Source organism: Alphaproteobacteria bacterium, assembly GCA_033344895.1.
GTDB lineage: Bacteria > Pseudomonadota > Alphaproteobacteria > UBA8366 > Aestuariispiraceae > Pacificispira.
Genome location: JAWPMN010000001.1, coordinates 3,838,086 through 3,863,529, shown reverse-complemented (window position 1 = coordinate 3,863,529; position 25,444 = coordinate 3,838,086). Strand labels below are relative to the sequence as shown.

The following is a 25,444-nucleotide window of genomic DNA, read 5'->3' as shown; positions in this document are numbered from 1 at the left end:
ACCGTCGGCCTTTCATTCGGGACCAACGGTCGAGGCGCGGATCCTCGCTGGAGCCACTCCGGAGCACCCGGAACCCGACATGACGGGTTCCGGGCGCGCCCGGAAAAAGATAACGGAGCAAGCGACGATGACGAACGACACGACCAACCCTGAAACCCTGGCCCTTCACGCGGGCTATCGTGCGGATCCGGCGACCAATTCGGTGGCCGTTCCGATCTACCAGACGACCTCCTACCAGTTCGAGAATGCCGAACATGCACAGAAGCTCTTTTCGCTGCAGGAACTCGGCAACATCTATACCCGGATCATGAATCCGACCGTCGACGTGCTGGAAAAGCGCGTTTCAGCCCTGGAAGGCGGCGTGGCTGCGCTGGGCGTCGCTTCGGGTCAGGCGGCAAGCGCCTTTGCCATCCAAAACATCGCCCGGGCCGGCGACAACATCGTCAGTTCGACCAACCTCTATGGCGGCACCTGGAATCTCTTCGCCAACACCCTGAAGGATCAGGGCATTGAAGTTCGCTTCGTTGACCCGGAGGATCCGGAAGCCTTCCGGGCCGCGACGGACGAGCGCACCCGTGCCTATTATGCGGAAACGCTGCCGAATCCGAAGCTGGAGGTCTTTCCCATCGCCGAGGTCGCATCGATCGGCCGAGAGCTCGGCATCCCCTTGATCGTCGACAACACCGCCGCACCGGTGCTGTGCCGCCCGCTGGATCTGGGGGCCGCGGTCGTTGTCTATTCAACGACAAAGTATATCGGTGGCCATGGCACCTCCATCGGGGGCCTGATCGTCGATGGCGGCAACTTCCCGTGGGAGGATTTCAAGGACCGCCAGCCCTATCTGAACCAGCCGGACCCGTCCTATCACGGTGCGGTCTGGACGGAAGCGGTCAAGCCGTTGGGTCCGATCGCCTATATCATCAAGGCGCGGGTCACCCTTCTGCGCGACCTGGGGGCTGCACTGTCGCCGTTCAACGCTTTCCAGATCATTCAGGGACTGGAAACGCTGCCGCTGCGCATTCGGGAACACTCCCGAAACGCTGCCGCAGTCGCCGACTTCCTGTCGCAGCACGATCTCGTCGACGGCGTGATCTATCCCGGCCACCAGTCAGGAAAGGCCCGCGAGCGTGCCGACGCAGCCCTGAAAGGCGGATACGGGGGCCTGGTCGGTTTCCACATCAAAGGTGGTGCTGCCGCCGGCGCAGCCTTTATCGACGCGCTGCAGTTGTTCTATCACGTTGCCAATATCGGCGATGCGCGCTCGCTGGCCATCCATCCGGCCACGACCACGCATTCCCAGCTTACGGTCGAGGAACAGCATAAGACCGGCGTCACCGACAGCTATGTCCGGCTGTCGATCGGGATCGAGCATATCGACGACATCCTGGCCGATCTCTCCAGGGCGTTGGGCGAAGCCGCCAAGGCCGTTCAGGCCGCCGCTTAAGAACCGTCGTTTCACGAAAGGACCGATCCGATGTCTTTCCAAGTCAAGGATGCCCCTGCGAAAGTCGGTTTTGCCGGCACGTTCGACCGCATTGCCGACACGATCCGCGGAGACGCCTCGAAGGCGGTCGCGCGTTTCGAAGTCCAATCCCGCCAGATTTCTGGTCTGCACAGCGAGGTTGAAGCTCGCGACTATCTGCTCACGGTTGACGAACCGAAGGCCTTGGGTGGCCAGGATCTGGGGCCCAACCCCATTGAACTGGTCCTCGCTGCCATCGCATCCTGCCAGGAGATCACCTATCGACTGTATGCGGACAAGCTCGGCATTCCGCTGCGCGGCGTCTCCGCAACGGTTAAGGGCGATATCGACCTGCGCGGCATGTTCGCCATCGACCCGAGCGCCCGCCCCGGCTTCCGCGGCCTGGATATTCAGGTCGAACTCGACAGCGACGCATCGGCGGCAGAGCTGGACCGCCTGAAACGCGCCGTGGACGCCCATTGCCCGGTTCTCGATGTCATCCGGAACGCTACGCCGGTTGCCGCCAGAACCAGTCGCCAGCCGGATGGAGACGAGATCGATTCCGATCCAGCTCTGTTTGCAGGCCTGGCGGGCTAACACGAAAGTATTCCATCGTCGCGTGCATTTGGGGCGGACTGTGTCCGCCCCTCTTCTTTTCCGCGAACACTTTACTTGCGATTTCGGTAAGTTGTCGGTTTCGAAATATTGATGCGTTCTATATTATGCTATCCAATTGGGTGTGCTGACGAGCCTGAGCAGGTGCAGAAGCATGCGTCAGGCGTGACCTAAGTAAAGTGCCCTTATGGATCTGGCGTCGTATTTCTCAATTGGATTGGACTCGTCAAGGGCGCTGACAGCCCAGTACGATCTCACACTTGTAGCCACATCCTATCTGATTGCCGGACTGGCGGGCTTTGCCTTTATCCGGCTTCTCATTCACGTAGCCGAGCAACCAAAAGGTCCGGCGCAAACGACTTGGCAGGTCATCGGCTCGGTGATTATGGGCCTCGGCGTCTGGTCCATGCATTTTGTTGGCATGCTCGCTTATCGCCTGCCGATACCCATTGGTTACGATGTCCTACTGACCGCCGTTTCCGCCCTTCCTGCAGTTGCAGGGTCGTTCGCCGCCATTCGGCTGGTCGGCAGCCGCAGCCATGGCACGCGGGCTCTGATTCTCGGGTCGATCGCATTCGGCGGCGGGATCGGGGCCATGCATTACAGCGGCATGGCCGCCATGGAAGTGAACGCAATCGTTCGATACGACGCGATCCTGTTCAGCGCATCAATCGCTGTGGCCGTCGCACTCGGCCTTGTGGCGCTGTCTATTGCAAAATGGATTGTACGCCGCGGCGACGAACTTCAGATTTCCGCCAGTGTCGTGGCCGCGGGCATTATCGGGATTGCGGTGGCCGGCATGCATTATACCGCGATGGCGTCGACCCTGTGCTATACATCCGCCGCCCATGATTTCAGCCTCAGCCCATACAATCCCGACATTCTCGCTGCAGTTACCGGGGTCGCTACTCTGACCATTCTGGCGGCCGCCGGCGGCGCCCTGGCATATGACCGAAGACTCGCCCGGGAAGTCCTGCACAGAGAAGAGGCGTCCCGCCGCGCCATGGTCAGCGACCGACGTCTGTCAGAAGCCATGGAAACCTTGGCCGACGATTTCGCCATATTTGATGCGTCGGACAAGCTCGTCTTCTGGAACAGCCACTTCCGAGAGTCCTATTGCCCTGAAAATTCAGACCCTTCCGGGCTGCATTTCGAAGTGATCATGAGGGGCCATCTTAACCGCGCCTTTGCCGCCGATCCGGATGTCGATGTCCTGGATCGTGCCGGGGAAATCATGGAGCATCATGCGACTCCCAAGAGCCCCCTTTTGTGGCAGCCCCGTCCACACCAATGGGCGCTGGTTCGGCAGCGACACACGTCGGATGGCGGTACGGTATTCCTTTCAACCGACATCACCGACGTCAAACGTGCGGAACTGCAGGCCGAGCGTGCGAACCGGGCCAAGACCGAGTTTTTGCACAGCATGAGCCACGAACTGAGAACCCCGTTGAACGGCGTCATCGGTATCGCGGAGATGCTGCTCACGGTCGAGTCGATTCGAAATGACCCGATCCGGTCGAACGAATATCTAAACGACATCAAGGGAAGCGGTGAACATCTTCTGACGCTGGTCAGCGATATGCTGGATATGGCCGCAATCGAGCGCGGCAGCCAGAAGATGACCCCGGAGACGTTTGATATCGTCAAGACGATTTCCGAAATCGCACGGACGATGCAAAGCTCCCAGGGACCCGATGCATCCATTCGTTTCGTTGCCCCGCCCGGCCCGGTTCACGTCCAGGCGGACCGGCGCGCGTTCCGCCAGGTGATGATCAATCTGATTTCGAACGGAATTCACCACGGCGGAGGGGCGGTCACCATCGAGACAATCGCCCGGAACACTGACCGGCCTGACAGCCCCGGCCAGGAAGACGGCTTCACCCGTGTGGTCATTTCCGACGAAGGCCCGGGCATGTCCGACGATCTGATGGACATGGTCGGCCAGCCTTTCCCGCACGCCCATTCCCCGCATGTGAGAAGCACCTCCACAGGATCCGGCCTCGGACTGGCCATCGTGTCGCAACTGATGTCCCTGAATGCAGGCGCGTTTGAGATCTTCAGCAATCCGGGAGCCGGCACACGGGCCATCACCTGCTGGAAGTCGGCTCGACTTCCCGCCAAGGCGGCCGTGGCAGGCGACTAGTCGAAGGGCAATTGCCCGCCTCGCACCGGACGACTAGGTTGGCGCGTCATGTTTCAGATCTTTGAGGAACCAAGCCATGCCCTTTCCCGGCCGCTACCCGAATTCCCGTCCGCGACGCAACCGCTCCAGCCAGTCTGTTCGTGCCCTGACCGCGGAAAACGTGCTGACGACGGACGACCTGATCTGGCCTGTCTTTGTGATGGATGGGGACGTCGGACGGCAGCCGGTTCCGTCGATGCCGGGGGTCGACCGGCTGTCAGTTGATTATGCAGTCGACGCGGCAAGATCCGCGGTCGATCTGGGAATTCGTGCGATCGCGATCTTCCCCTATACAGACCCGGATTTGCGGGACGAAGACGGCAGTGAGGCGTCGAATCCCGACAATCTGGTCTGCCGCGCAGTGCGGGCCATTCGGGCAGCCTGCCCGGATCTTATGCTGATTTGTGATGTCGCCCTCGACCCCTATACCAGCCACGGACATGACGGGTTGCTGCGCGATGGCGAAATTCTGAACGATGAGACCGTCGACGCCCTGGTGAGGCAGGCCCTGGTACAGGCCGAAGCCGGCTGCGACACACTTGCGCCCTCGGACATGATGGATGGCCGGATCGGGGCAATTCGTGCCGCACTCGACGATTCCGGGAATACCAACGTCCGGATCATGTCCTACGCCGCGAAGTATGCTTCCTGCTTCTATGGGCCGTTCCGCGACGCAGTCGGGTCGTCGTCGGCCCTCATCGGTGACAAGCGGACCTATCAGATGGATCCCGCCAATAGCGATGAAGCCATAAGGGAAGTGGAGATGGACCTCGCTGAGGGGGCCGACATGGTGATGGTAAAGCCCGGGATGCCATATCTGGACATCGTGCGTCGGGTGAAGGAAACCTTTCGTGTTCCGACCTTCGCCTACCAGGTTTCAGGTGAGTATTCGATGCTCAGAACGGCGTTCGATATGGGGCGCCTGGATCCGCAACGCGGCGTGCTCGAGGCACTGCTCTGCTTTAAACGCGCCGGTGCAGACGGAATACTGACCTACTTCGCATTGGATGCGGCAAAACGATTGAATAAATTATAAATACCATACGTTTTTTAATAAAAATTTAGGTAAATTCTGTTGATCGCTGATATCTTCGGCGGTACCCCACTATGGACCGGTTGCGGATTTGGAATGGCCCGTCAGCTTGGCGGCGCATAGAGCGCCACGGCTTCGCCCTTCGTCGTCGTGTTGCTTCGGGCCAACAAGCGATGCCTGCACTGCGCAACTGGATAACGCTGAGTGGATGAGCGCAGAATAGCCTCCATCCGGCATATCTCTGGAGGCGCGTCATGGCAGAAGTCCCTGTAAACGCCGAGTTCTCCGTCCGCGACCTATCAAAGTCCGACGCAGACCCTGCTCAGTCCTCCTTTCCCGAAATCACTCTTTCGCTGGATGACGGGGCATTCTTTTCAGACGGGCGGCTCACCCTCCCCGTCTCGCACGACGACGCCGTTATCGTCCTGCCGACCGAGGACGGGTTGCTCGTTTCGACGCCTGTTGCCGTTTATGTCCTGCCGAATTTCTGGTCCTGGCTGGAAACCGACACGCTCAAGATAATCGCTCTGTCCGACGGGCCGGAATACGATCCGATTGACTTCCTTGAGACGTTTGCCGGCCAGGACGTTCTCGAGCAATTGATTTATTCCATCGAAACATCCTCCGATACGAGCGTCGGGGAGCCCGACTTGAACATGGACGCTGACGGCATCCTCGACATGCGCGACCTGACTGCGGCCGACCTGGATTTCTTGGTTGGCGGTGAATCGCGGGCGCTTGACCTCGCGGAGGCCCCGGCACGAGGGTTTTCAGACATCACGGTCAATTGGGACGCATCCCTTAATCGCTTGTTTACCGAAAACGAGGCAGATTTTGGGGGCTAGCGCGCCTTGTCCGGAGGATTGTTCGTGGATCGAACAGGTTTTCGACGGTTTTTTGGCAGATTTAGTTAAAACTGTGACGATCATCACTGAGTTTTAAACCTGCCTGTGGCACCCTTACGGTGCGGATATCGCCGTCTCGCGGCACATGGTGTGCGACTCGGTTTGTTGAAGATGCCTCCGCGCAATAAGTGGCGCGCGGTATGGAGATAGCTGTTATGGCCGAAATGGATCTCGTCGAGCTGCAGGAACTGGTGCTGAACGGTGGAGGCAACAAGCCCCTGCCCGATCACCTGATCGAGGCGGCTGAAGTCATTAACGTCCAAGAAGACGGCATGATCCAGGACGGCAGGTTGCGGATCGTGTTCGATCCGGAAACCGCTCAGCTGATTGCCGTTTTCGAGGATGATCTGGCCATCATCACCGAGGACGGCGAATTCATCGTCCTCAAGGATTTCGTGCCGGCTGTGTCGGAGGGCATGCTTGAGCTTGTCGCTCTGCCGGATGGGTCTCTGCAGGAGGCACCGGATTTTCTGGAGGAGTACGGGCTCGGATCGGGCCTTGCAGAGGCGCTTGCAGATATCGAGACGGCGGCCGGCGAGACGGCAATCCCGTCATCGACGACGAACCGGGCAGAAGCCAATCGGTTCGAAAACGAGGCACTGAACTCCGATTCCGAGGACTCACAGAATGCGCCGCTTGGCTCACTTGGGGGTGGCGGCGGTGGCGGTGGCCAATCGCAAAGCGGAAATTCTCAAGCCGGCGGCGATAACGCATCCGGCGGCGGGTCGGATAGCGAATCCGCAAGCGGCGGCGCTTCCGGCGGCAATGGCTCATCAGGGGGTTCGGCAAGCGCCGACACCGGCGCCAGTGCACCGGATTTGGCTGTATCGAACGCCATCACCGGATCGGAAGATCAGTCCGTAGCACTCACAATCGAGGCCGCTCTGACGGATCTCGACGGTTCCGAAACACTGGCGATCACCATTTCCGGACTGCCGGAGGGCGCACAATTGAGCGCCGGCGTTCATGACCCCGTCTCCGAAGCCTGGGTTCTGACGGAATCGGATCTTGCGGGCCTCATGTTGACTCCCCCGACAAATTTCGACGGATCCATAGACCTGACCGTGCGCGCCATTGCCGTGGAAAGTAACGGCGGCGCACGGACCGTTGTATCGGATACCGTCTCGGTCCAGATCGATCCTGAAGCCGACCTCCCGACCCTGACCCTTTCCACACCCGCCTCGGGCCTGGAAGACACCGAAATCGACCTCGACATCCAAGCCGTTTTGTCTGACGAGTCGGAGACACTCTCGATCACCATTTCCGGGATTCCTGAGGGTGCGACCCTCAGTGCGGGCACGGTGAACGAGGATGGCTCCGTCACCCTGACGCCGGCACAGCTCGAGGGTCTGACCATCACGCCGGCGGCGAACAGCGCGGATGACTTCACGCTGACCGTCACGGCGACCTCGACCGACGGAACCGATACCGCAACGCAGACGGCGGAACTGCCGGTGACGGTGACCGGTGTGGCCGACGAGGCGACGCTCGGGACGGCCGCGGCTTCCGGCGACGAGGACAGCGCCATTGCATTGGATATCGATGTGTCCGGCGTCAATGCCGGCGACAGTGCCAGCGTCACGATCTCGGGCATTCCTGAAGGGGCGACCCTGTCCGCGGGCACGGTGAACGAGGACGGCTCCGTCACCCTGACCCCGGCGCAGCTGGAAGGTCTGACGATTACGCCGGCCGCGGACAGCGATGCGGATTTCACGCTGACGGTGGCGGTGACGACGACGGATGCCGACAGCGGCGATACGGCGACGGTGACCGAGACCCTGGACGTCACGGTCGACGCCGTGGCCGATACGCCGAGCCTCGCAGTCGATGCGGCGGCCGGCAGCGAAGACAGCGCCATCGCCCTCGACATCACCTCGGCTCTCACCGATACCGACGGGTCGGAGACCCTGGCCGTCACCATCTCCGGGATTCCCGAGGGTGCGACGCTCAGTGCGGGCACGGTGAACGAGGACGGGTCGGTCACCCTGACCCCGGCGCAGCTGGAAGGTCTGACCATCACGCCGGCGGCGAACAGTGCCGACGACTTCACGCTGACCGTGACGGCAACCTCGACCGACGGCACCGATACCGCAACGCAGACCGCCTCCCTGCCCGTCTCCGTCACCGGGGTCGCGGATGAGGCAACCCTTGGCACAGCCTCGGCGTCGGGCGACGAGGACTCGGCGATTGCTCTCGACATCGATGTGTCCGGCGTCAATGCCGGCGACAGTGCCAGTGTGACGATCTCCGGCATCCCGGAAGGCGCCACGCTCAGCGCCGGAACTGTCAATGAGGATGGCTCCGTCACCCTCACCCCGGCGCAGCTGGAAGGTCTGACCATCACGCCGGCGGCGGACAGCGATGCGGATTTCACGCTGACGGTGGCGGTGACGACGACGGATGCCGACAGCGGTGATACGGCGACGGTGACCGAGACCCTGGACGTCACGGTCGACGCCGTGGCCGATACGCCGAGCCTCGCGGTCGACGCGGCGGCCGGCAGCGAAGACAGCGCCATCGCCCTCGATATCACCTCGGCGCTCACCGATACCGACGGATCCGAGACCCTGGCCGTCACCATCTCCGGGATCCCTGAGGGTGCCACGCTCTCGGCCGGGACGGTGAACGAAGATGGGTCGGTGACCCTCACCCCGGCGCAGCTCGAAGGTCTGACCATCACGCCGGCGGCGAACAGTGCCGACGACTTCACGCTGACCGTCACGGCAACCTCGACCGACGGGACCGATACGGCGACGCAGACGGCGGAACTGCCGGTGACGGTCACCGGTGTGGCCGATGAGGCAACTCTCGGGACGGCCGCGGACTCGGGCGACGAGGACTCGGCCATCGCGCTCGATATCAACGTCAGCAATGTGGCCGATGGCGACAGTGCCAGCGTCACGATCTCGGGCATTCCCGATGGCGCGACCCTCAGCGCAGGCACGGTGAACGAGGACGGTACCGTCACTCTGACGCCGGCGCAGCTGGAAGGTCTGACGATCACGCCGGCTGCGGACAGCGATGCGGATTTCACGCTGACGGTGGCGGTGACGACGACGGATGCCGACAGCGGCGATACGGCGACGGTAACCGAGACCCTGGACGTCACGGTAGACGCTGTAGCCGACACGCCGAGCCTCGCGGTCGATGCGGCCGCCGGCAGCGAAGACAGCGCCATCGCCCTCGACATCACCTCGGCGCTCACCGATACCGACGGCTCCGAGACCCTGGCCGTCACCATCTCCGGGATCCCGGAAGGTGCCACGCTCTCGGCCGGGACCGTCAATGAAGATGGCAGCGTCACCCTGACACCGGCGCAGCTGGAAGGTCTGACCATCACACCGGCCGCGAACAGTGCCGACGACTTCACGCTGACCGTCACGGCAACCTCGACCGACGGGACCGATACCGCAACCCAGACGGCGGAACTGCCGGTGACGGTCACGGGGATCGCGGACGAGGCGACACTCGGAACGGCCGCGGCGTCGGGCGACGAGGACTCAGCGATCGCGCTCGACATCGATGTCAGCAATGTGGCCGATGGCGACAGTGCGTCGGTAACCATCTCGGGCATTCCCGGTGGCGCGACCCTCTCCGCCGGAACCGTCAATGAAGACGGATCGGTGACGCTGACCCCGGCACAGCTCGAGGGGCTGACGATCACGCCGGCTGCGGACAGCGATGCGGATTTCACGCTGACGGTGGCGGTGACGACGACGGATGGCGACAGCGGCGATACGGCGACGGTGACCGAGACCCTGGACGTCACGGTGGACGCCGTGGCCGATACGCCGAGCCTCGCGGTCGAGGCGGCGGCCGGCAGCGAAGACAGCGCCATCGCCCTCGACATCACCTCGGCTCTCACCGACACCGACGGATCCGAGACGCTCGCCGTCACCATCTCCGGGATCCCTGAGGGTGCCACCCTCAGTGCGGGCACGGTGAACGAGGATGGGTCGGTGACCCTGACGCCGGCACAGCTCGAAGGTCTGACCATCACGCCGGCGGCGAACAGCGCCGACGACTTCACGCTGACCGTCACGGCGACCTCGACCGACGGGACCGATACCGCAACCCAGACGGCGGAACTGCCGGTGACGGTCACCGGGGTCGCGGATGAGGCGACACTCGGGACGGCCACGGCGTCGGGCGACGAGGACTCAGCGATCGCGCTAGACATCGATGTGTCCGGCGTCAATGCCGGCGACAGCGCCAGTGTGACGATCTCCGGCATCCCGGAAGGTGCCACGCTCTCGGCTGGCACGGTGAACGAGGACGGCAGCGTCACCCTGACCCCGGCGCAACTGGAAGGTCTGACCATCACGCCGGCGGCGAACAGCGATGCGGATTTCACGCTGACGGTGGCGGTGACGACGACGGATGCCGACAGCGGCGATACGGCGACGGTGACCGAGACCCTGGACGTCACGGTCGACGCCGTGGCCGATACGCCGAGCCTCGCAGTCGATGCGGCGGCCGGCAGCGAAGACAGCGCCATCGCCCTCGACATCACCTCGGCTCTCACCGATACCGACGGGTCGGAGACCCTGGCCGTCACCATCTCCGGGATTCCCGAGGGTGCGACGCTCAGTGCGGGCACGGTGAACGAGGACGGGTCGGTCACCCTGACCCCGGCGCAGCTGGAAGGTCTGACCATCACGCCGGCGGCGAACAGTGCCGACGACTTCACGCTGACCGTGACGGCAACCTCGACCGACGGCACCGATACCGCAACGCAGACCGCCTCCCTGCCCGTCTCCGTCACCGGGGTCGCGGATGAGGCAACCCTTGGCACAGCCTCGGCGTCGGGCGACGAGGACTCGGCGATTGCTCTCGACATCGATGTGTCCGGCGTCAATGCCGGCGACAGTGCCAGTGTGACGATCTCCGGCATCCCGGAAGGCGCCACGCTCAGCGCCGGAACTGTCAATGAGGATGGCTCCGTCACCCTCACCCCGGCGCAGCTGGAAGGTCTGACCATCACGCCGGCGGCGGACAGCGATGCGGATTTCACGCTGACGGTGGCGGTGACGACGACGGATGCCGACAGCGGTGATACGGCGACGGTGACCGAGACCCTGGACGTCACGGTCGACGCCGTGGCCGATACGCCGAGCCTCGCGGTCGACGCGGCGGCCGGCAGCGAAGACAGCGCCATCGCCCTCGATATCACCTCGGCGCTCACCGATACCGACGGATCCGAGACCCTGGCCGTCACCATCTCCGGGATCCCTGAGGGTGCCACGCTCTCGGCCGGGACGGTGAACGAAGATGGGTCGGTGACCCTCACCCCGGCGCAGCTCGAAGGTCTGACCATCACGCCGGCGGCGAACAGTGCCGACGACTTCACGCTGACCGTCACGGCAACCTCGACCGACGGGACCGATACGGCGACGCAGACGGCGGAACTGCCGGTGACGGTCACCGGTGTGGCCGATGAGGCAACTCTCGGGACGGCCGCGGACTCGGGCGACGAGGACTCGGCCATCGCGCTCGATATCAACGTCAGCAATGTGGCCGATGGCGACAGTGCCAGCGTCACGATCTCGGGCATTCCCGATGGCGCGACCCTCAGCGCAGGCACGGTGAACGAGGACGGTACCGTCACTCTGACGCCGGCGCAGCTGGAAGGTCTGACGATCACGCCGGCTGCGGACAGCGATGCGGATTTCACGCTGACGGTGGCGGTGACGACGACGGATGCCGACAGCGGCGATACGGCGACGGTAACCGAGACCCTGGACGTCACGGTAGACGCTGTAGCCGACACGCCGAGCCTCGCGGTCGATGCGGCCGCCGGCAGCGAAGACAGCGCCATCGCCCTCGACATCACCTCGGCGCTCACCGATACCGACGGCTCCGAGACCCTGGCCGTCACCATCTCCGGGATCCCGGAAGGTGCCACGCTCTCGGCCGGGACCGTCAATGAAGATGGCAGCGTCACCCTGACACCGGCGCAGCTGGAAGGTCTGACCATCACACCGGCCGCGAACAGTGCCGACGACTTCACGCTGACCGTCACGGCAACCTCGACCGACGGGACCGATACCGCAACCCAGACGGCGGAACTGCCGGTGACGGTCACGGGGATCGCGGACGAGGCGACACTCGGAACGGCCGCGGCGTCGGGCGACGAGGACTCAGCGATCGCGCTCGACATCGATGTCAGCAATGTGGCCGATGGCGACAGTGCGTCGGTAACCATCTCGGGCATTCCCGGTGGCGCGACCCTCTCCGCCGGAACCGTCAATGAAGACGGATCGGTGACGCTGACCCCGGCACAGCTCGAGGGGCTGACGATCACGCCGGCTGCGGACAGCGATGCGGATTTCACGCTGACGGTGGCGGTGACGACGACGGATGGCGACAGCGGCGATACGGCGACGGTGACCGAGACCCTGGACGTCACGGTGGACGCCGTGGCCGATACGCCGAGCCTCGCGGTCGAGGCGGCGGCCGGCAGCGAAGACAGCGCCATCGCCCTCGACATCACCTCGGCTCTCACCGACACCGACGGATCCGAGACGCTCGCCGTCACCATCTCCGGGATCCCTGAGGGTGCCACCCTCAGTGCGGGCACGGTGAACGAGGATGGGTCGGTGACCCTGACGCCGGCACAGCTCGAAGGTCTGACCATCACGCCGGCGGCGAACAGCGCCGACGACTTCACGCTGACCGTCACGGCGACCTCGACCGACGGGACCGATACCGCAACCCAGACGGCGGAACTGCCGGTGACGGTCACCGGGGTCGCGGATGAGGCGACACTCGGGACGGCCACGGCGTCGGGCGACGAGGACTCAGCGATCGCGCTAGACATCGATGTGTCCGGCGTCAATGCCGGCGACAGCGCCAGTGTGACGATCTCCGGCATCCCGGAAGGTGCCACGCTCTCGGCTGGCACGGTGAACGAGGACGGCAGCGTCACCCTGACCCCGGCGCAACTGGAAGGTCTGACCATCACGCCGGCGGCGAACAGCGATGCGGATTTCACGCTGACGGTGGCGGTGACGACGACGGATGCCGACAGCGGCGATACGGCGACGGTGACCGAGACCCTGGACGTCACGGTCGACGCCGTGGCCGATACGCCGAGCCTCGCAGTCGATGCGGCGGCCGGCAGCGAAGACAGCGCCATCGCCCTCGACATCACCTCGGCTCTCACCGATACCGACGGCTCCGAGACCCTGGCCGTCACCATCTCCGGGATCCCTGAAGGTGCCACGCTCTCGGCCGGGACCGTCAATGAAGATGGCAGCGTCACCCTGATACCGGCGCAGCTTGAAGGCCTGACGATTACCCCGGCGGCGAACAGTGCCGACGACTTCACGCTGACCGTCACGGCAACCTCGACCGACGGAACCGACACCGCAACGCAGACGGCGGAACTGCCGGTGACGGTCACCGGGGTCGCGGATGAGGCAACTCTCGGGACGGCCGCGGCCTCTGGTGATGAAGACTCGGCGATCGCGCTCGACATCGATGTCAGCAATGTGGCCGATGGCGACAGTGCGTCGGTAACCATCTCGGGCATTCCCGGTGGCGCGACCCTCTCCGCCGGAACCGTCAATGAAGACGGATCGGTGACGCTGACCCCGGCACAGCTCGAGGGGCTGACGATCACGCCGGCTGCGGACAGCGATGCGGATTTCACGCTGACGGTTGCGGTGACGACGACGGATGCCGACAGCGGCGATACGGCGACGGTAACCGAGACCCTGGACGTCACGGTAGACGCCGTGGCCGATACGCCGAGCCTCTCGGTCGATGCGGCCGCCGGCAGCGAAGACAGCGCCATCGCCCTCGACATCACCTCGGCGCTCACCGATACCGACGGCTCCGAGACGCTCGCCGTCACCATCTCCGGGATCCCGGAAGGTGCCACGCTCTCGGCCGGGACCGTCAATGAAGATGGCAGCGTCACCCTGACACCGGCGCAGCTCGAAGGTCTGACCATCACACCGGCCGCGAACAGTGCCGACGACTTCACGCTGACCGTCACGGCAACCTCGACCGACGGGACCGATACCGCAACCCAGACGGCGGAACTGCCGGTGACGGTCACGGGGATCGCGGACGAGGCGACACTCGGAACGGCCGCGGCGTCGGGCGACGAGGACTCAGCGATCGCGCTCGACATCGATGTCAGCAATGTGGCCGATGGCGACAGTGCGTCGGTAACCATCTCGGGCATTCCCGGTGGCGCGACCCTCTCCGCCGGAACCGTCAATGAAGACGGATCGGTGACGCTGACCCCGGCACAGCTCGAGGGGCTGACGATCACGCCGGCTGCGGACAGCGATGCGGATTTCACGCTGACGGTGGCGGTGACGACGACGGATGCCGACAGCGGCGATACGGCGACGGTGACCGAGACCCTGGACGTCACGGTGGACGCCGTGGCCGATACACCGAGCCTCGCGGTCGATGCGGCGGCCGGCAGCGAGGACAGCGCCATCGCCCTCGACATCACCTCGGCTCTCACCGATACCGACGGCTCCGAGACCCTGGCCGTCACCATCTCCGGGATCCCTGAGGGTGCCACGCTCTCGGCCGGGACCGTCAATGAAGATGGCAGCGTCACACTGACGCCGGCGCAGCTCGAAGGTCTGACCATCACACCGGCCGCGAACAGTGCCGACGACTTCACGCTGACCGTCACGGCGACCTCGACCGACGGTACCGATACGGCGACGCAGACCGCCTCCCTGCCGGTCTCCGTCACCGGTGTGGCCGACGAGGCGACACTCGGGACGGCCGCGGCCTCTGGTGATGAAGACTCGGCGATCGCGCTCGACATCGATGTCAGCAATGTGGCCGATGGCGACAGTGCGTCGGTAACCATCTCGGGCATTCCCGGTGGCGCGACCCTCTCCGCCGGAACCGTCAATGAAGACGGATCGGTGACGCTGACCCCGGCGCAGCTTGAGGGTCTGACGATCACGCCGGCTGCGGACAGCGATGCGGATTTCACGCTGACGGTGGCGGTGACGACGACGGATGCCGACAGCGGCGATACGGCGACGGTGACCGAGACCCTGGACGTCACGGTGGACGCCGTGGCCGATACGCCGAGCCTCGCAGTCGAGGCGGCCGTCGGCAGCGAAGACAGCGCCATCGCCCTCGACATCACCTCGGCTCTCACCGATACCGACGGCTCCGAGACCCTGGCCGTCACCATCTCCGGGATCCCTGAGGGTGCCACGCTCTCGGCCGGGACGGTGAACGAAGATGGGTCGGTGACCCTCACCCCGGCGCAGCTCGAAGGTCTGACCATCACGCCGGCGGCGAACAGCGCCGACGACTTCACGCTGACCGTCACGGCGACCTCGACCGACGGGACCGATACCGCAACCCAGACGGCGGAACTGCCGGTGACGGTCACCGGTGTGGCCGACGAGGCGACACTCGGGACGGCCACGGCCTCTGGTGATGAAGACTCGGCGATCGCGCTAGACATCGATGTGTCCGGCGTCAATGCCGGCGACAGCGCCAGTGTGACGATCTCGGGCATACCGGAAGGTGCGACGCTCAGCGCCGGAACCGTCAATGAAGACGGATCGGTGACGCTGACCCCGGCACAGCTCGAGGGGCTGACGATCACGCCGGCTGCGGACAGCGATGCGGATTTCACGCTGACGGTGGCGGTGACGACGACGGATGGCGACAGCGGCGATACGGCGACGGTAACCGAGACCCTGGACGTCACGGTGGACGCCGTGGCCGATACGCCGAGCCTCGCAGTCGAGGCGGCCGTCGGCAGCGAGGACAGCGCCATCGCCCTCGACATCACCTCGGCGCTCACCGACACCGACGGCTCCGAGACGCTCGCCGTCACCATCTCCGGGATCCCGGAAGGTGCCACGCTCTCGGCCGGGACCGTCAATGAAGATGGCAGCGTCACCCTCACCCCGGCGCAGCTCGAAGGTCTGACCATCACGCCGGCGGCGAACAGCGCCGACGACTTCACGCTGACCGTCACGGCGACCTCGACGGACGGCACCGATACGGCGACCCAGACGGCGGAACTGCCGGTGACGGTCACCGGTGTGGCCGATGAGGCAACTCTCGGGACGGCCGCGGCCTCGGGCGACGAGGACTCGGCCATCGCGCTCGATATCAACGTCAGCAATGTGGCCGATGGCGACAGTGCCAGTGTCACCATCTCGGGCATTCCCGATGGCGCGACCCTCTCGGCCGGAACCGTCAATGAGGACGGTACCGTCACTCTGACGCCGGCGCAGCTGGAAGGCCTGACGATCACGCCGGCTGCGGACAGCGATGCGGATTTCACGCTGACGGTTGCGGTGACGACGACGGATGCCGACAGCGGCGATACGGCGACGGTGACCGAGACCCTGGACGTCACGGTCGACGCCGTGGCCGATACGCCGAGCCTCGCGGTCGACGTGGCCGCCGGCAGCGAAGACAGCGCCATCGCCCTCGACATCACCTCGGCGCTCACCGACACCGACGGATCCGAGACCCTGGCCGTGACCATCTCCGGGATTCCCGAGGGTGCGACGCTCTCGGCTGGGACGGTGAACGAAGATGGTTCCGTCACCCTGACCCCGGCGCAGCTGGAAGGTCTGACCATCACGCCGGCGGCGAACAGCGCGGAAGACTTCACGCTGACCGTGACCGCGACCTCGACGGACGGCACCGATACGGCGACCCAGACCGCCTCCCTGCCCGTCTCCGTCACCGGGGTCGCGGATGAGGCAACTCTCGGGACGGCCGCGGCGTCGGGCGACGAGGACTCAGCGATTGCTCTCGATATCGATGTGTCCGGCATCAATGCCGGCGACAGCGCCAGTGTCACGATCTCGGGCATCCCGGAAGGTGCAACGCTCAGCGCCGGAACCGTCAATGAGGATGGCTCCGTCACCCTGACCCCGGCACAGTTGGAAGGTCTGACCATCACGCCGGCGTCGGACAGCGATGCCGACTTCACGCTGACGGTGGCGGTGACGACGACGGATGCCGACAGCGGTGATACGGCGACGGTGACCGAGACCCTGGACGTCACGGTCGACGCCGTGGCCGATACGCCGAGCCTCGCGGTCGAGGCCGCAGCCGGCAGCGAGGACAGCGCCATCGCCCTCGACATCACCTCGGCGCTCACCGACACCGACGGATCCGAGACCCTGGCCGTCACCATCTCCGGGATTCCCGAGGGTGCGACGCTCAGCGCAGGCACGGTGAATGAGGATGGCAGCGTCACCCTGATACCGGCGCAGCTGGAAGGTCTGACCATCACGCCGGCGGCGAACAGTGCCGACGACTTCACGCTGACCGTGACCGCGACGTCGACCGACGGCACCGATACCGCAACCCAGACCGCCTCCCTGCCAGTCTCCGTCACCGGTGTGGCCGATGAGGCGACACTCGGGACGGCCGCCGCCTCTGGTGATGAAGACTCGGCCATCGCATTGGATATCGATGTGTCCGGCGTCAATGCCGGCGACAGTGCCAGTGTCACGATCTCCGGGATCCCGGAAGGTGCCACGCTCTCGGCCGGCACGGTGAACGAGGATGGCTCCGTCACCCTGACCCCGGCACAGTTGGAAGGTCTGACCATCACGCCGGCGTCGGACAGCGATGCGGATTTCACGCTGACGGTGGCGGTGACGACGACGGATGTCGACAGCGGCGATACGGCAACGGTGACCGAGACCCTGGACGTCACGGTCGACGCCGTGGCCGATACGCCGAGCCTCGCAGTCGAGGCGGCCGCCGGCAGCGAAGACAGCGCCATCGCCCTCGACATCACCTCCGCGCTCACCGATACCGACGGCTCCGAGACCCTGGCCGTCACCATCTCCGGGATCCCGGAAGGTGCCACGCTCTCGGCCGGAACGGTGAACGAGGATGGCAGCGTCACCCTGACCCCGGCGCAGCTCGAAGGTCTGACCATCACGCCGGCGGCGAACAGCGCGGAAGACTTCACGCTGACCGTCACGGCGACCTCGACCGACGGCACCGATACCGCAACGCAGACCGCCTCCCTGCCCGTCTCCGTCACCGGGGTCGCGGATGAGGCAACCCTTGGCACAGCCTCGGCGTCGGGCGACGAGGACAGCGCCATCGCATTGGACATCGATGTGTCCGGCGTCAATGCCGGCGACAGCGCCAGTGTCACCATCTCGGGCATTCCCGAAGGCGCAACCCTCTCGGCTGGCACGGTGAATGAGGACGGCAGCGTCACCCTGACGCCGGCGCAGCTGGAAGGCCTGACCATCACGCCGGCGTCGGACAGCGATGCGGATTTCACGCTGACGGTGGCGGTGACGACGACGGATGTCGACAGCGGCGATACGGCAACGGTGACCGAGACCCTGGACGTCACGGTCGACGCCGTGGCCGATACGCCGAGCCTCGCAGTCGAGGCGGCCGCCGGCAGCGAAGACAGCGCCATCGCCCTCGACATCACCTCCGCGCTCACCGACACCGACGGATCCGAGACCCTGGCCGTCACCATCTCCGGGATCCCGGAAGGTGCCACGCTCTCGGCCGGAACGGTGAACGAGGATGGCAGCGTCACCCTGACCCCGGCGCAGCTCGAAGGTCTGACCATCACGCCGGCGGCGAACAGCGCGGAAGACTTCACGCTGACCGTCACGGCGACCTCGACCGACGGCACCGATACCGCAACCCAGACCGCCTCCCTGCCCGTCTCCGTCACCGGGGTTGCGGATGAGGCCGGCCTGGCGACCGCAGCCGCTTCCGGTGATGAAGACTCGGCGATTGCACTCGATATCGATGTCAGCAATGTGGCCGATGGCGACAGTGCGTCGGTAACCATCTCCGGGATCCCGGAAGGTGCGACGCTCTCGGCCGGGACCGTCAATGAAGATGGCAGCGTCACCCTGACGCCGGCACAGTTGGAAGGTCTGACGATCACGCCGGCGTCGGACAGCGATGCGGATTTCACGCTGACGGTGGCGGTGACGACGACGGATGGCGACAGCGGTGATACGGCGACGGTGACCGAGACCCTGGATGTCACGGTCGACGCCGTGGCCGATACGCCGAGCCTCGCAGTCGATGCGGCCGCCGGCGCCGAAGACAGCGTCATTACCCTCGACATCACCTCGGCGCTCACCGATACCGACGGCTCCGAGACCCTGGCCGTCACCATCTCCGGGATTCCCGAGGGTGCCACGCTCAGTGCGGGCACGGTGAACGAGGACGGTACCGTCACTCTGACGCCGGCGCAGCTTGAGGGGCTGACCATCACGCCGGCGGCGAACAGTGCGGATGACTTCACGCTGACCGTCACGGCAACCTCGACCGACGGCACCGACACCGCAACCCAGACGGCGGAACTGCCGGTGACGGTCACCGGGGTCGCGGATGAGGCGACGCTCGGGACGGCCGCGGCGTCGGGCGTCGAGGACTCGGCGATCGCGCTCGACATCGATGTCAGCAATGTGGCCGATGGCGACAGTGCCAGTGTCACCATCTCCGGCATCCCCGAAGGTGCGACCCTCAGCGCGGGCACGGTGAATGACGATGGTTCCGTAACCCTGACGCCGGCACAGTTGGAAGGTCTGACGATCACGCCGGCTGCGGACAGCGATGCGGATTTCACGCTGACGGTGGCGGTGACGACGACGGATGGCGACAGCGGCGATACGGCGACGGTGACCGAGACCCTGGATGTCACGGTCGACGCCGTGGCCGACACGCCGAGCCTCGCAGTCGAGGCCGCAGCCGGCAGCGAAGACAGCGCCATCGCCCTCGACATCACCTCCGCGCTCACCGACACCGACGGGTCGGAGACGCTCTCAGTTGAAATCGGAGGCATTCCCGTGGGGGCAATCCTGACGGCGAACGGTGAGACAGTAACGGTTTCCAACGGCGCTGCCGTCCTGACCGCAAATCAGCTGAGCGATCTTACGATCACGCCACCGCCGAACAGCAGCGACGACTTTACGCTGACCGTCACGGCGACATCCACGGATGGCGACGACACAGCGACCACCGTCGGAACGATCCCGGTCACCGTCGACGCCGTGGCCGACGCACCGGAACTGACAACGATCGCCGCATCCGGCGAGGAAGACAGCGCCATCGCCCTCGACATTTCCGCCGCACTCACCGATGACAGCGAAACCCTGACGGTCGAGATTTCGAATATTCCCAATGGCGCGGTCCTGACCGCGAACGGCGTTGCCGTCGCGGTATCCGCAGGCGTCGCGGTCCTGACGGCAAGCCAGCTCGACGCGTTGGAAATCACACCGCCGCCGAACAGCAGCGATGACTTTACCCTGACCGTCACGGCAACATCCACGGATGGTGAAGACACAGCGACCACCGTCGGAACGATCCCGGTCACCGTCGACGCCGTGGCCGACACACCGACGCTCAGCGCTGCCGACGCGGCCGGCACGGAGGACGCGGCGATTGCCCTGAATATCCAGGCCGGCAGTACCGATTCCGGAGAAGTTCTTTCGATCGAGATCGGTGGCATTCCCGCTGGCGCCATCCTGCAATCCGGTGACGAAATCATTCAGGTTACAAACGGTTCCGCCACCCTGACCGAAGACCAACTATCCGGATTGACGATCAAGCCGCCGACCAACGATGACAGCGACTTCGACCTGTCCGTTACCGTGACCGCAACGGACGGCAACGATACGGCAACCCAATCCGGCACGCTGAGTGTCACGGTCGATACCGAGGCCGACACCCCGACCCTTGACCTAAGCGCCGCCACGGCAAGTGCGAATTCGGTGACCGTCCCCATCGCCCTGCCTTCCGGCCTGCAGGATGCCCTGGTCAATACCAGCGAACCCTATGAGTTGCCGGCCGGAACCGGCCTGCAGGGCGAAATCTACGACACCGGCAGTTCCCTGTCGGATCTGAGCGATGCGGATGCCCTGATTGCAGCCGGTGGCGCGGATGTCACGTTCACGTCGACCACGGTCGATTACGACGGTGGCTCGACGCTTGGACAATTCCTCGGCAATGACGCCGCGAGCGCCAGCGGTACCACCGGCGCGTCCGCCGAAACTTTCGTCGTCAAACTGACCGGTTATGTCTTCATCGAGGCGGGATCGCACAGTTTCCAGGTAACGTCCGACGACGGTTTCCGACTGAAGGTCGGCGGCACAACCGTCACCGAGTTCGACGGCAACCGCGCGTCCGCGACAAGCGACGGCACATTCGTCGCCGAGACGGACGGCCTTTATCCGGTCGAGATCGTCTACTGGGAAAATGGCGGCGACCAGGACCTCTTCGTCAAGATGGACGGCACGACGCTCGGCGGCAACACGCTGTTCAGTAGCGTGCCCGAAGGATTGACGCTCAACGACAGCGGCTATTACAGCGTCCCCGATACCGTGGAAACCGTGACGACCTTGACTGTCTCCGACCTGCCGGAAGGCGCCGTCCTAAGTGCCGGAACCCAAAATCAGGACGGTACCTGGACCGTCGCTGCCGACGATGCAGCCAACCTGACCGTCACCTTCCCCAATGGCGGCGTCCACGCAATTACGGCGACGGTCACGGATTCCGAGGGCAATGCAATCGCGCAGGACACCCTCTCGACCGGGGAGGCCACCAGCTTCACTGCCGCGCTGGAAATCGAGGCGGCGTTGATCGATCTGGACGGCTCCGAGACCCTGTCCGTCACCATCAGCAACTTGCCGACCGGGGCAGTGCTCTCCGCCGGTACAGTCAACGGCGACGGTTCCGTTACGCTGACGCCGGCCCAACTGGACGGGCTGAGCGTTTCACTGCCGAACGGTACAGACACGTTCGACCTTTCGGTAACGGCCACGTCAACGGACGGAACCGACACCGCGAGCATCACCCAGACCTTGACGGTCACGGTACCGGAGACCGCCGGAACGCCGACCCTCTCTGTCAGCGATGCCTCCGGCAACGAGGACAGCGCTATCGATCTCGACCTCTCTGCGGCGGCAACCGATTCCGGTGACGTCATCACGGTCGAACTGTCCGGCGTTCCGACCGGGGCGATCATCGCGGTAGGCGGCGTATCCCAGCCTGTCACGAACGGCACGGTCACCCTTAGCGCGGATCAGCTTTCCGGGGTAACCATCACCCCGCCGCCCAACAGTCACGCCGATTTCGATCTGACGGTCACCGCCAAGGCAACCGACGGCCAGTTCGAGATGACCAGCAGCGATACGATCACCGTCTCGGTAACGGCGGTTGCCGACGCTCCGACAGTCAGCGTCTCAGTGGGATCTGGGAGCAATGTCGCCGTCGATGGGCAGCTTGATCCGGACACGGCGTATCCGCTGACGATCAGCGCACAGCTCCTCGATTCCGACGGTTCGGAAAGCCTGTCGATCTCGCTGGGCAATCTGCCCGAAGGGGCGAGCCTCAGCGCGGATGGAACCGCGATCCAGGTTTCGGACGGATCGGCCACCCTCACCGCCGACCAATTGTCGAACCTTGTCCTGACCATACCGGCGGGCGCGGACGATTTCGACCTTTCCGTCACCGCAACGGCGACCGATGCCAATGGCGCAACGGCCAGCACGACGCAAACCGCCTTGGTCGATGTGCCGGAGGTGGCCGGGCGGACCATTGACGGCGGCACCGGCAGCGACACGCTGCAAGGCGGTGCGGGCGACGATGTCATTACCGGGGACAACCCTGCGGTCGGCTCGGACGACGCCGTGAACGCGATCTTCCACTTCGAACTGGAAGACGCCAGTTGGAGCAGCAACGAAACGGTCACCGATTCCGTCAATGGCGTAACAGGCACCGCGAAGGGCGGAACCGGCTCCGGGTCCGGAACCGAAGGCACCGACGCGGCGCAGTTCGACGGCAGCGGCGACTATATCGAAGTGCCGCACAGCGCGGCGATGGAACTGAACAGCGGTACCTTCTCCGTGGACTTCCTGGCATGGAACAACGGGACCATCGCTTCGAAAGACTCGTCGAACTACGACGATGGCGGGCATTTCGATCTCAAAGTGAACAGCAGCCGCGAGGTGGAACTGCGCGTCCAGACGGAAAACGAGTCCTTCTACCTGAAGGGCGGAGATATCAATTATTCGGACTTCTACAATGCGACCGTGACCTGGGACGGTTCCACGGTCACGCTCTATGTCAACGGGACGGAAGTCGACAGCGTTCAGAGCGATTACAGCATGGCACCGAACCAGAACCCCTGGACCTTCGGCGCGTCCCAAACGACCAGCGGCGATGACGTCGCAGACAATCTGCATACCTATCTGGATGGCCGGATCGACAACCCCACACTCCTGGACGGCGCATTGACGTCCGATCAGGTCGCGACCCTGGCATCGGGTGGTATCGCAGATTATGTCCAGAATCACGCCGGTCGCAGCGAGACCACGCTTTTCGAAACCGACTTCGAGGACGATCCGACGGACTTTGTGGATACAGCCGATGGCTGGTCGACGACCAGCGACAAGATTGAGGTCTGGGGCAACACCCACACCGCGGCTGACGGATCGAAGTTCATCGAACTGAACACCGACCCGTCAGACAATTACTCGGATGCATCCAACATCTATCGCGACATCCAGACGGAAGCCGGCAAGGTCTACAGTCTGACGTTCCAATATTCCGGGCGCCCCGGTTTCGACGACACCGTCAACGCAATGAAGGTTTCAGTCGGCGGCGAGACCCTGGGTGAGTACACTCACGATCTCAGCAACGCATCGGATCACGACTGGCAGGAAGTCACTGTCCAATTCGTAGGAGACGGTACCGTCAAGCGGATCGAGTTCGCCGAGAACGGAACCGACGTCGACTATGGCCGCGGCATGCGCCTTGACGCCATATCGCTCACCTCCGCGTCGAGCGGCGATGACGACACGATCGACGGCGGCGCAGGCGACGACACGATCTATGCCGGCAACGGGGACGACGTAATCTCCGGCGGGACCGGTAACGATGTGATCCACCTGGGTGGCGACAGCGAAGGAGTGGTCTATAACAACATTCCTGTAAGTCATTGGAAACTGGACGAAACGAGCGGCAGCACAGTGGTCGACAGCCGCGGAGACAACGACGGTACCGTTGAAGGCGGCACCGTCCTGGACTTCTCCGGCCGACATGGAAGCGCCGCCGATTTCGACGGCAGCAACGACTACATTCAAGTCGCTCACGACAGCTCAATGGAACTTCAAAGCGGCTCCCTGTCCTTCAATTTCAAGAGCGACCAGCAGCAGAACACACTGGTCTCGAAGGGCGACAATGGCGACGGTGCCGGTCAGTTCCAGTTGACGACACGCAACGACGGGAAGATCCGTTTCCAGTTCACGAAGGAGAACGAGGACAGTGTTACCGTCGAGGGCGGCAGCATCAGCTGGGACAGCTGGAACAATGTCACGGTTACCTGGGGTGAAGAGGGATTGCAGCTGTATTTGAACGGCAGCCTGGTCGACAGCGACACCTCGGTCACAAACGGAATCGATACAAACTCCGAGCCCCTGCGGTTCGGGGTCCGGGATGATTTAGGCGACGATTTCGACGGCGCAATCGACGATATCGCGCTCTACGATCAGCAGTTGTCCGCGACCGACATCTCCTACCTGTCGAACAACGGTGTCGATGCCCTGGTCGATCACTCGACAACAATCATCGCGGCCGGTGCGGACACTGTGGATGCTGGAAGCGGTGACGATACGGTCATCGGGGGCGAAGGTGCCGATACGATTGACGGCGGCAGCGGGATCGACACGATCGACTATTCGGAAAGCGATGAGGCCGTCACCATCGATTTCGGCAGCGGAACGGTCTCCGGCGGACATGCGGAAGGGGATGATATCTCCAACTTCGAAAACATGGTCGGATCGGCTCACAACGACACCTTGATCGGTGATAGCGGCGCGAATCGTCTGGATGGCGGCGCCGGCAGCGATGACCTGACCGGAGGCGCGGGCGCTGATGTCTTCGTTCTTGGCAATCCGGGCGAAGGCATCGACACGATTACCGACTTCAACGCAGCCGAAGGCGACATGCTGGATATCTCCAGCGTGGTGAACATGGACGATATCGACCAGCTTCAGAACTACCTGAAGCTGGAGGAAGACGATGCCGGCAACACCACGGTCAAGGTCAATGCCAACGGCGACGGCAATTCCGACAACTTCGAAGCCGTCGCAACCCTGGAAGGCGTCACCGGGCTGGACGTGAACGACATCATTCAGAATCAGGATGACGGCAGCGGCAACGTCTAACGCTCACATCGTACCAACGCGTCAAAACGGCCGCTTCCAGAACGGGAGCGGCCG

At 64.2% G+C, this 25,444-nt stretch carries 6 protein-coding genes; all 6 read left to right on the top strand.

The genetic code is table 11. From position 1 onward, the window contains the following. Positions 1-127 precede the first annotated feature (127 nt). The 6 genes from R8L07_18400 to R8L07_18375 all read left to right on the top strand — a co-directional run bounded on the left by R8L07_18400 (position 128) and on the right by R8L07_18375 (position 25,390). Positions 128-1,444, top strand: coding sequence for a PLP-dependent transferase (locus R8L07_18400; protein MDW3207511.1), 1,317 nt, complete (start codon positions 128-130; stop codon positions 1,442-1,444). 30 nt (positions 1,445-1,474) lie between these two features. Beyond that, positions 1,475-2,059 carry an OsmC family protein gene (locus R8L07_18395; GenBank protein ID MDW3207510.1) on the top strand — a complete coding sequence of 195 codons (585 nt, stop codon included), beginning with the start codon at positions 1,475-1,477 and terminating at the stop codon, positions 2,057-2,059. Between the two features lie 205 nt (positions 2,060-2,264). Continuing rightward, positions 2,265-4,220, top strand: coding sequence for an MHYT domain-containing protein (locus R8L07_18390; protein ID MDW3207509.1), 1,956 nt, complete (start codon positions 2,265-2,267; stop codon positions 4,218-4,220). 76 nt (positions 4,221-4,296) lie between these two features. After that, positions 4,297-5,295: a porphobilinogen synthase gene (gene hemB / locus R8L07_18385; protein ID MDW3207508.1), complete on the top strand. Its 999-nt coding sequence runs from the start codon at positions 4,297-4,299 to the stop codon at positions 5,293-5,295. A gap of 251 nt (positions 5,296-5,546) precedes the next feature. After that, positions 5,547-6,137, top strand: coding sequence for a hypothetical protein (locus tag R8L07_18380; GenBank protein MDW3207507.1), 591 nt, complete (start codon positions 5,547-5,549; stop codon positions 6,135-6,137). 215 nt (positions 6,138-6,352) lie between these two features. Next, positions 6,353-25,390 (top strand): LamG-like jellyroll fold domain-containing protein, encoded by a 19,038-nt coding sequence (locus tag R8L07_18375; GenBank protein MDW3207506.1) that lies wholly within the window; start codon positions 6,353-6,355, stop codon positions 25,388-25,390. The last annotated feature ends 54 nt before the right edge of the window (positions 25,391-25,444 follow it).

Bases quoted from the DNA above. Each gene is read 5' to 3' on its own strand.
- R8L07_18400 (MDW3207511.1), top strand. From the start codon at position 128: ATGACGAACGACACGACCAACCCTGAAACCCTGGCCCTTCACGCGGGC.
- R8L07_18395 (MDW3207510.1), top strand. From the start codon at position 1,475: ATGTCTTTCCAAGTCAAGGATGCCCCTGCGAAAGTCGGTTTTGCCGGC.
- R8L07_18390 (MDW3207509.1), top strand. From the start codon at position 2,265: ATGGATCTGGCGTCGTATTTCTCAATTGGATTGGACTCGTCAAGGGCG.
- hemB (MDW3207508.1), top strand. From the start codon at position 4,297: ATGCCCTTTCCCGGCCGCTACCCGAATTCCCGTCCGCGACGCAACCGC.
- R8L07_18380 (MDW3207507.1), top strand. From the start codon at position 5,547: ATGGCAGAAGTCCCTGTAAACGCCGAGTTCTCCGTCCGCGACCTATCA.
- R8L07_18375 (MDW3207506.1), top strand. From the start codon at position 6,353: ATGGCCGAAATGGATCTCGTCGAGCTGCAGGAACTGGTGCTGAACGGT.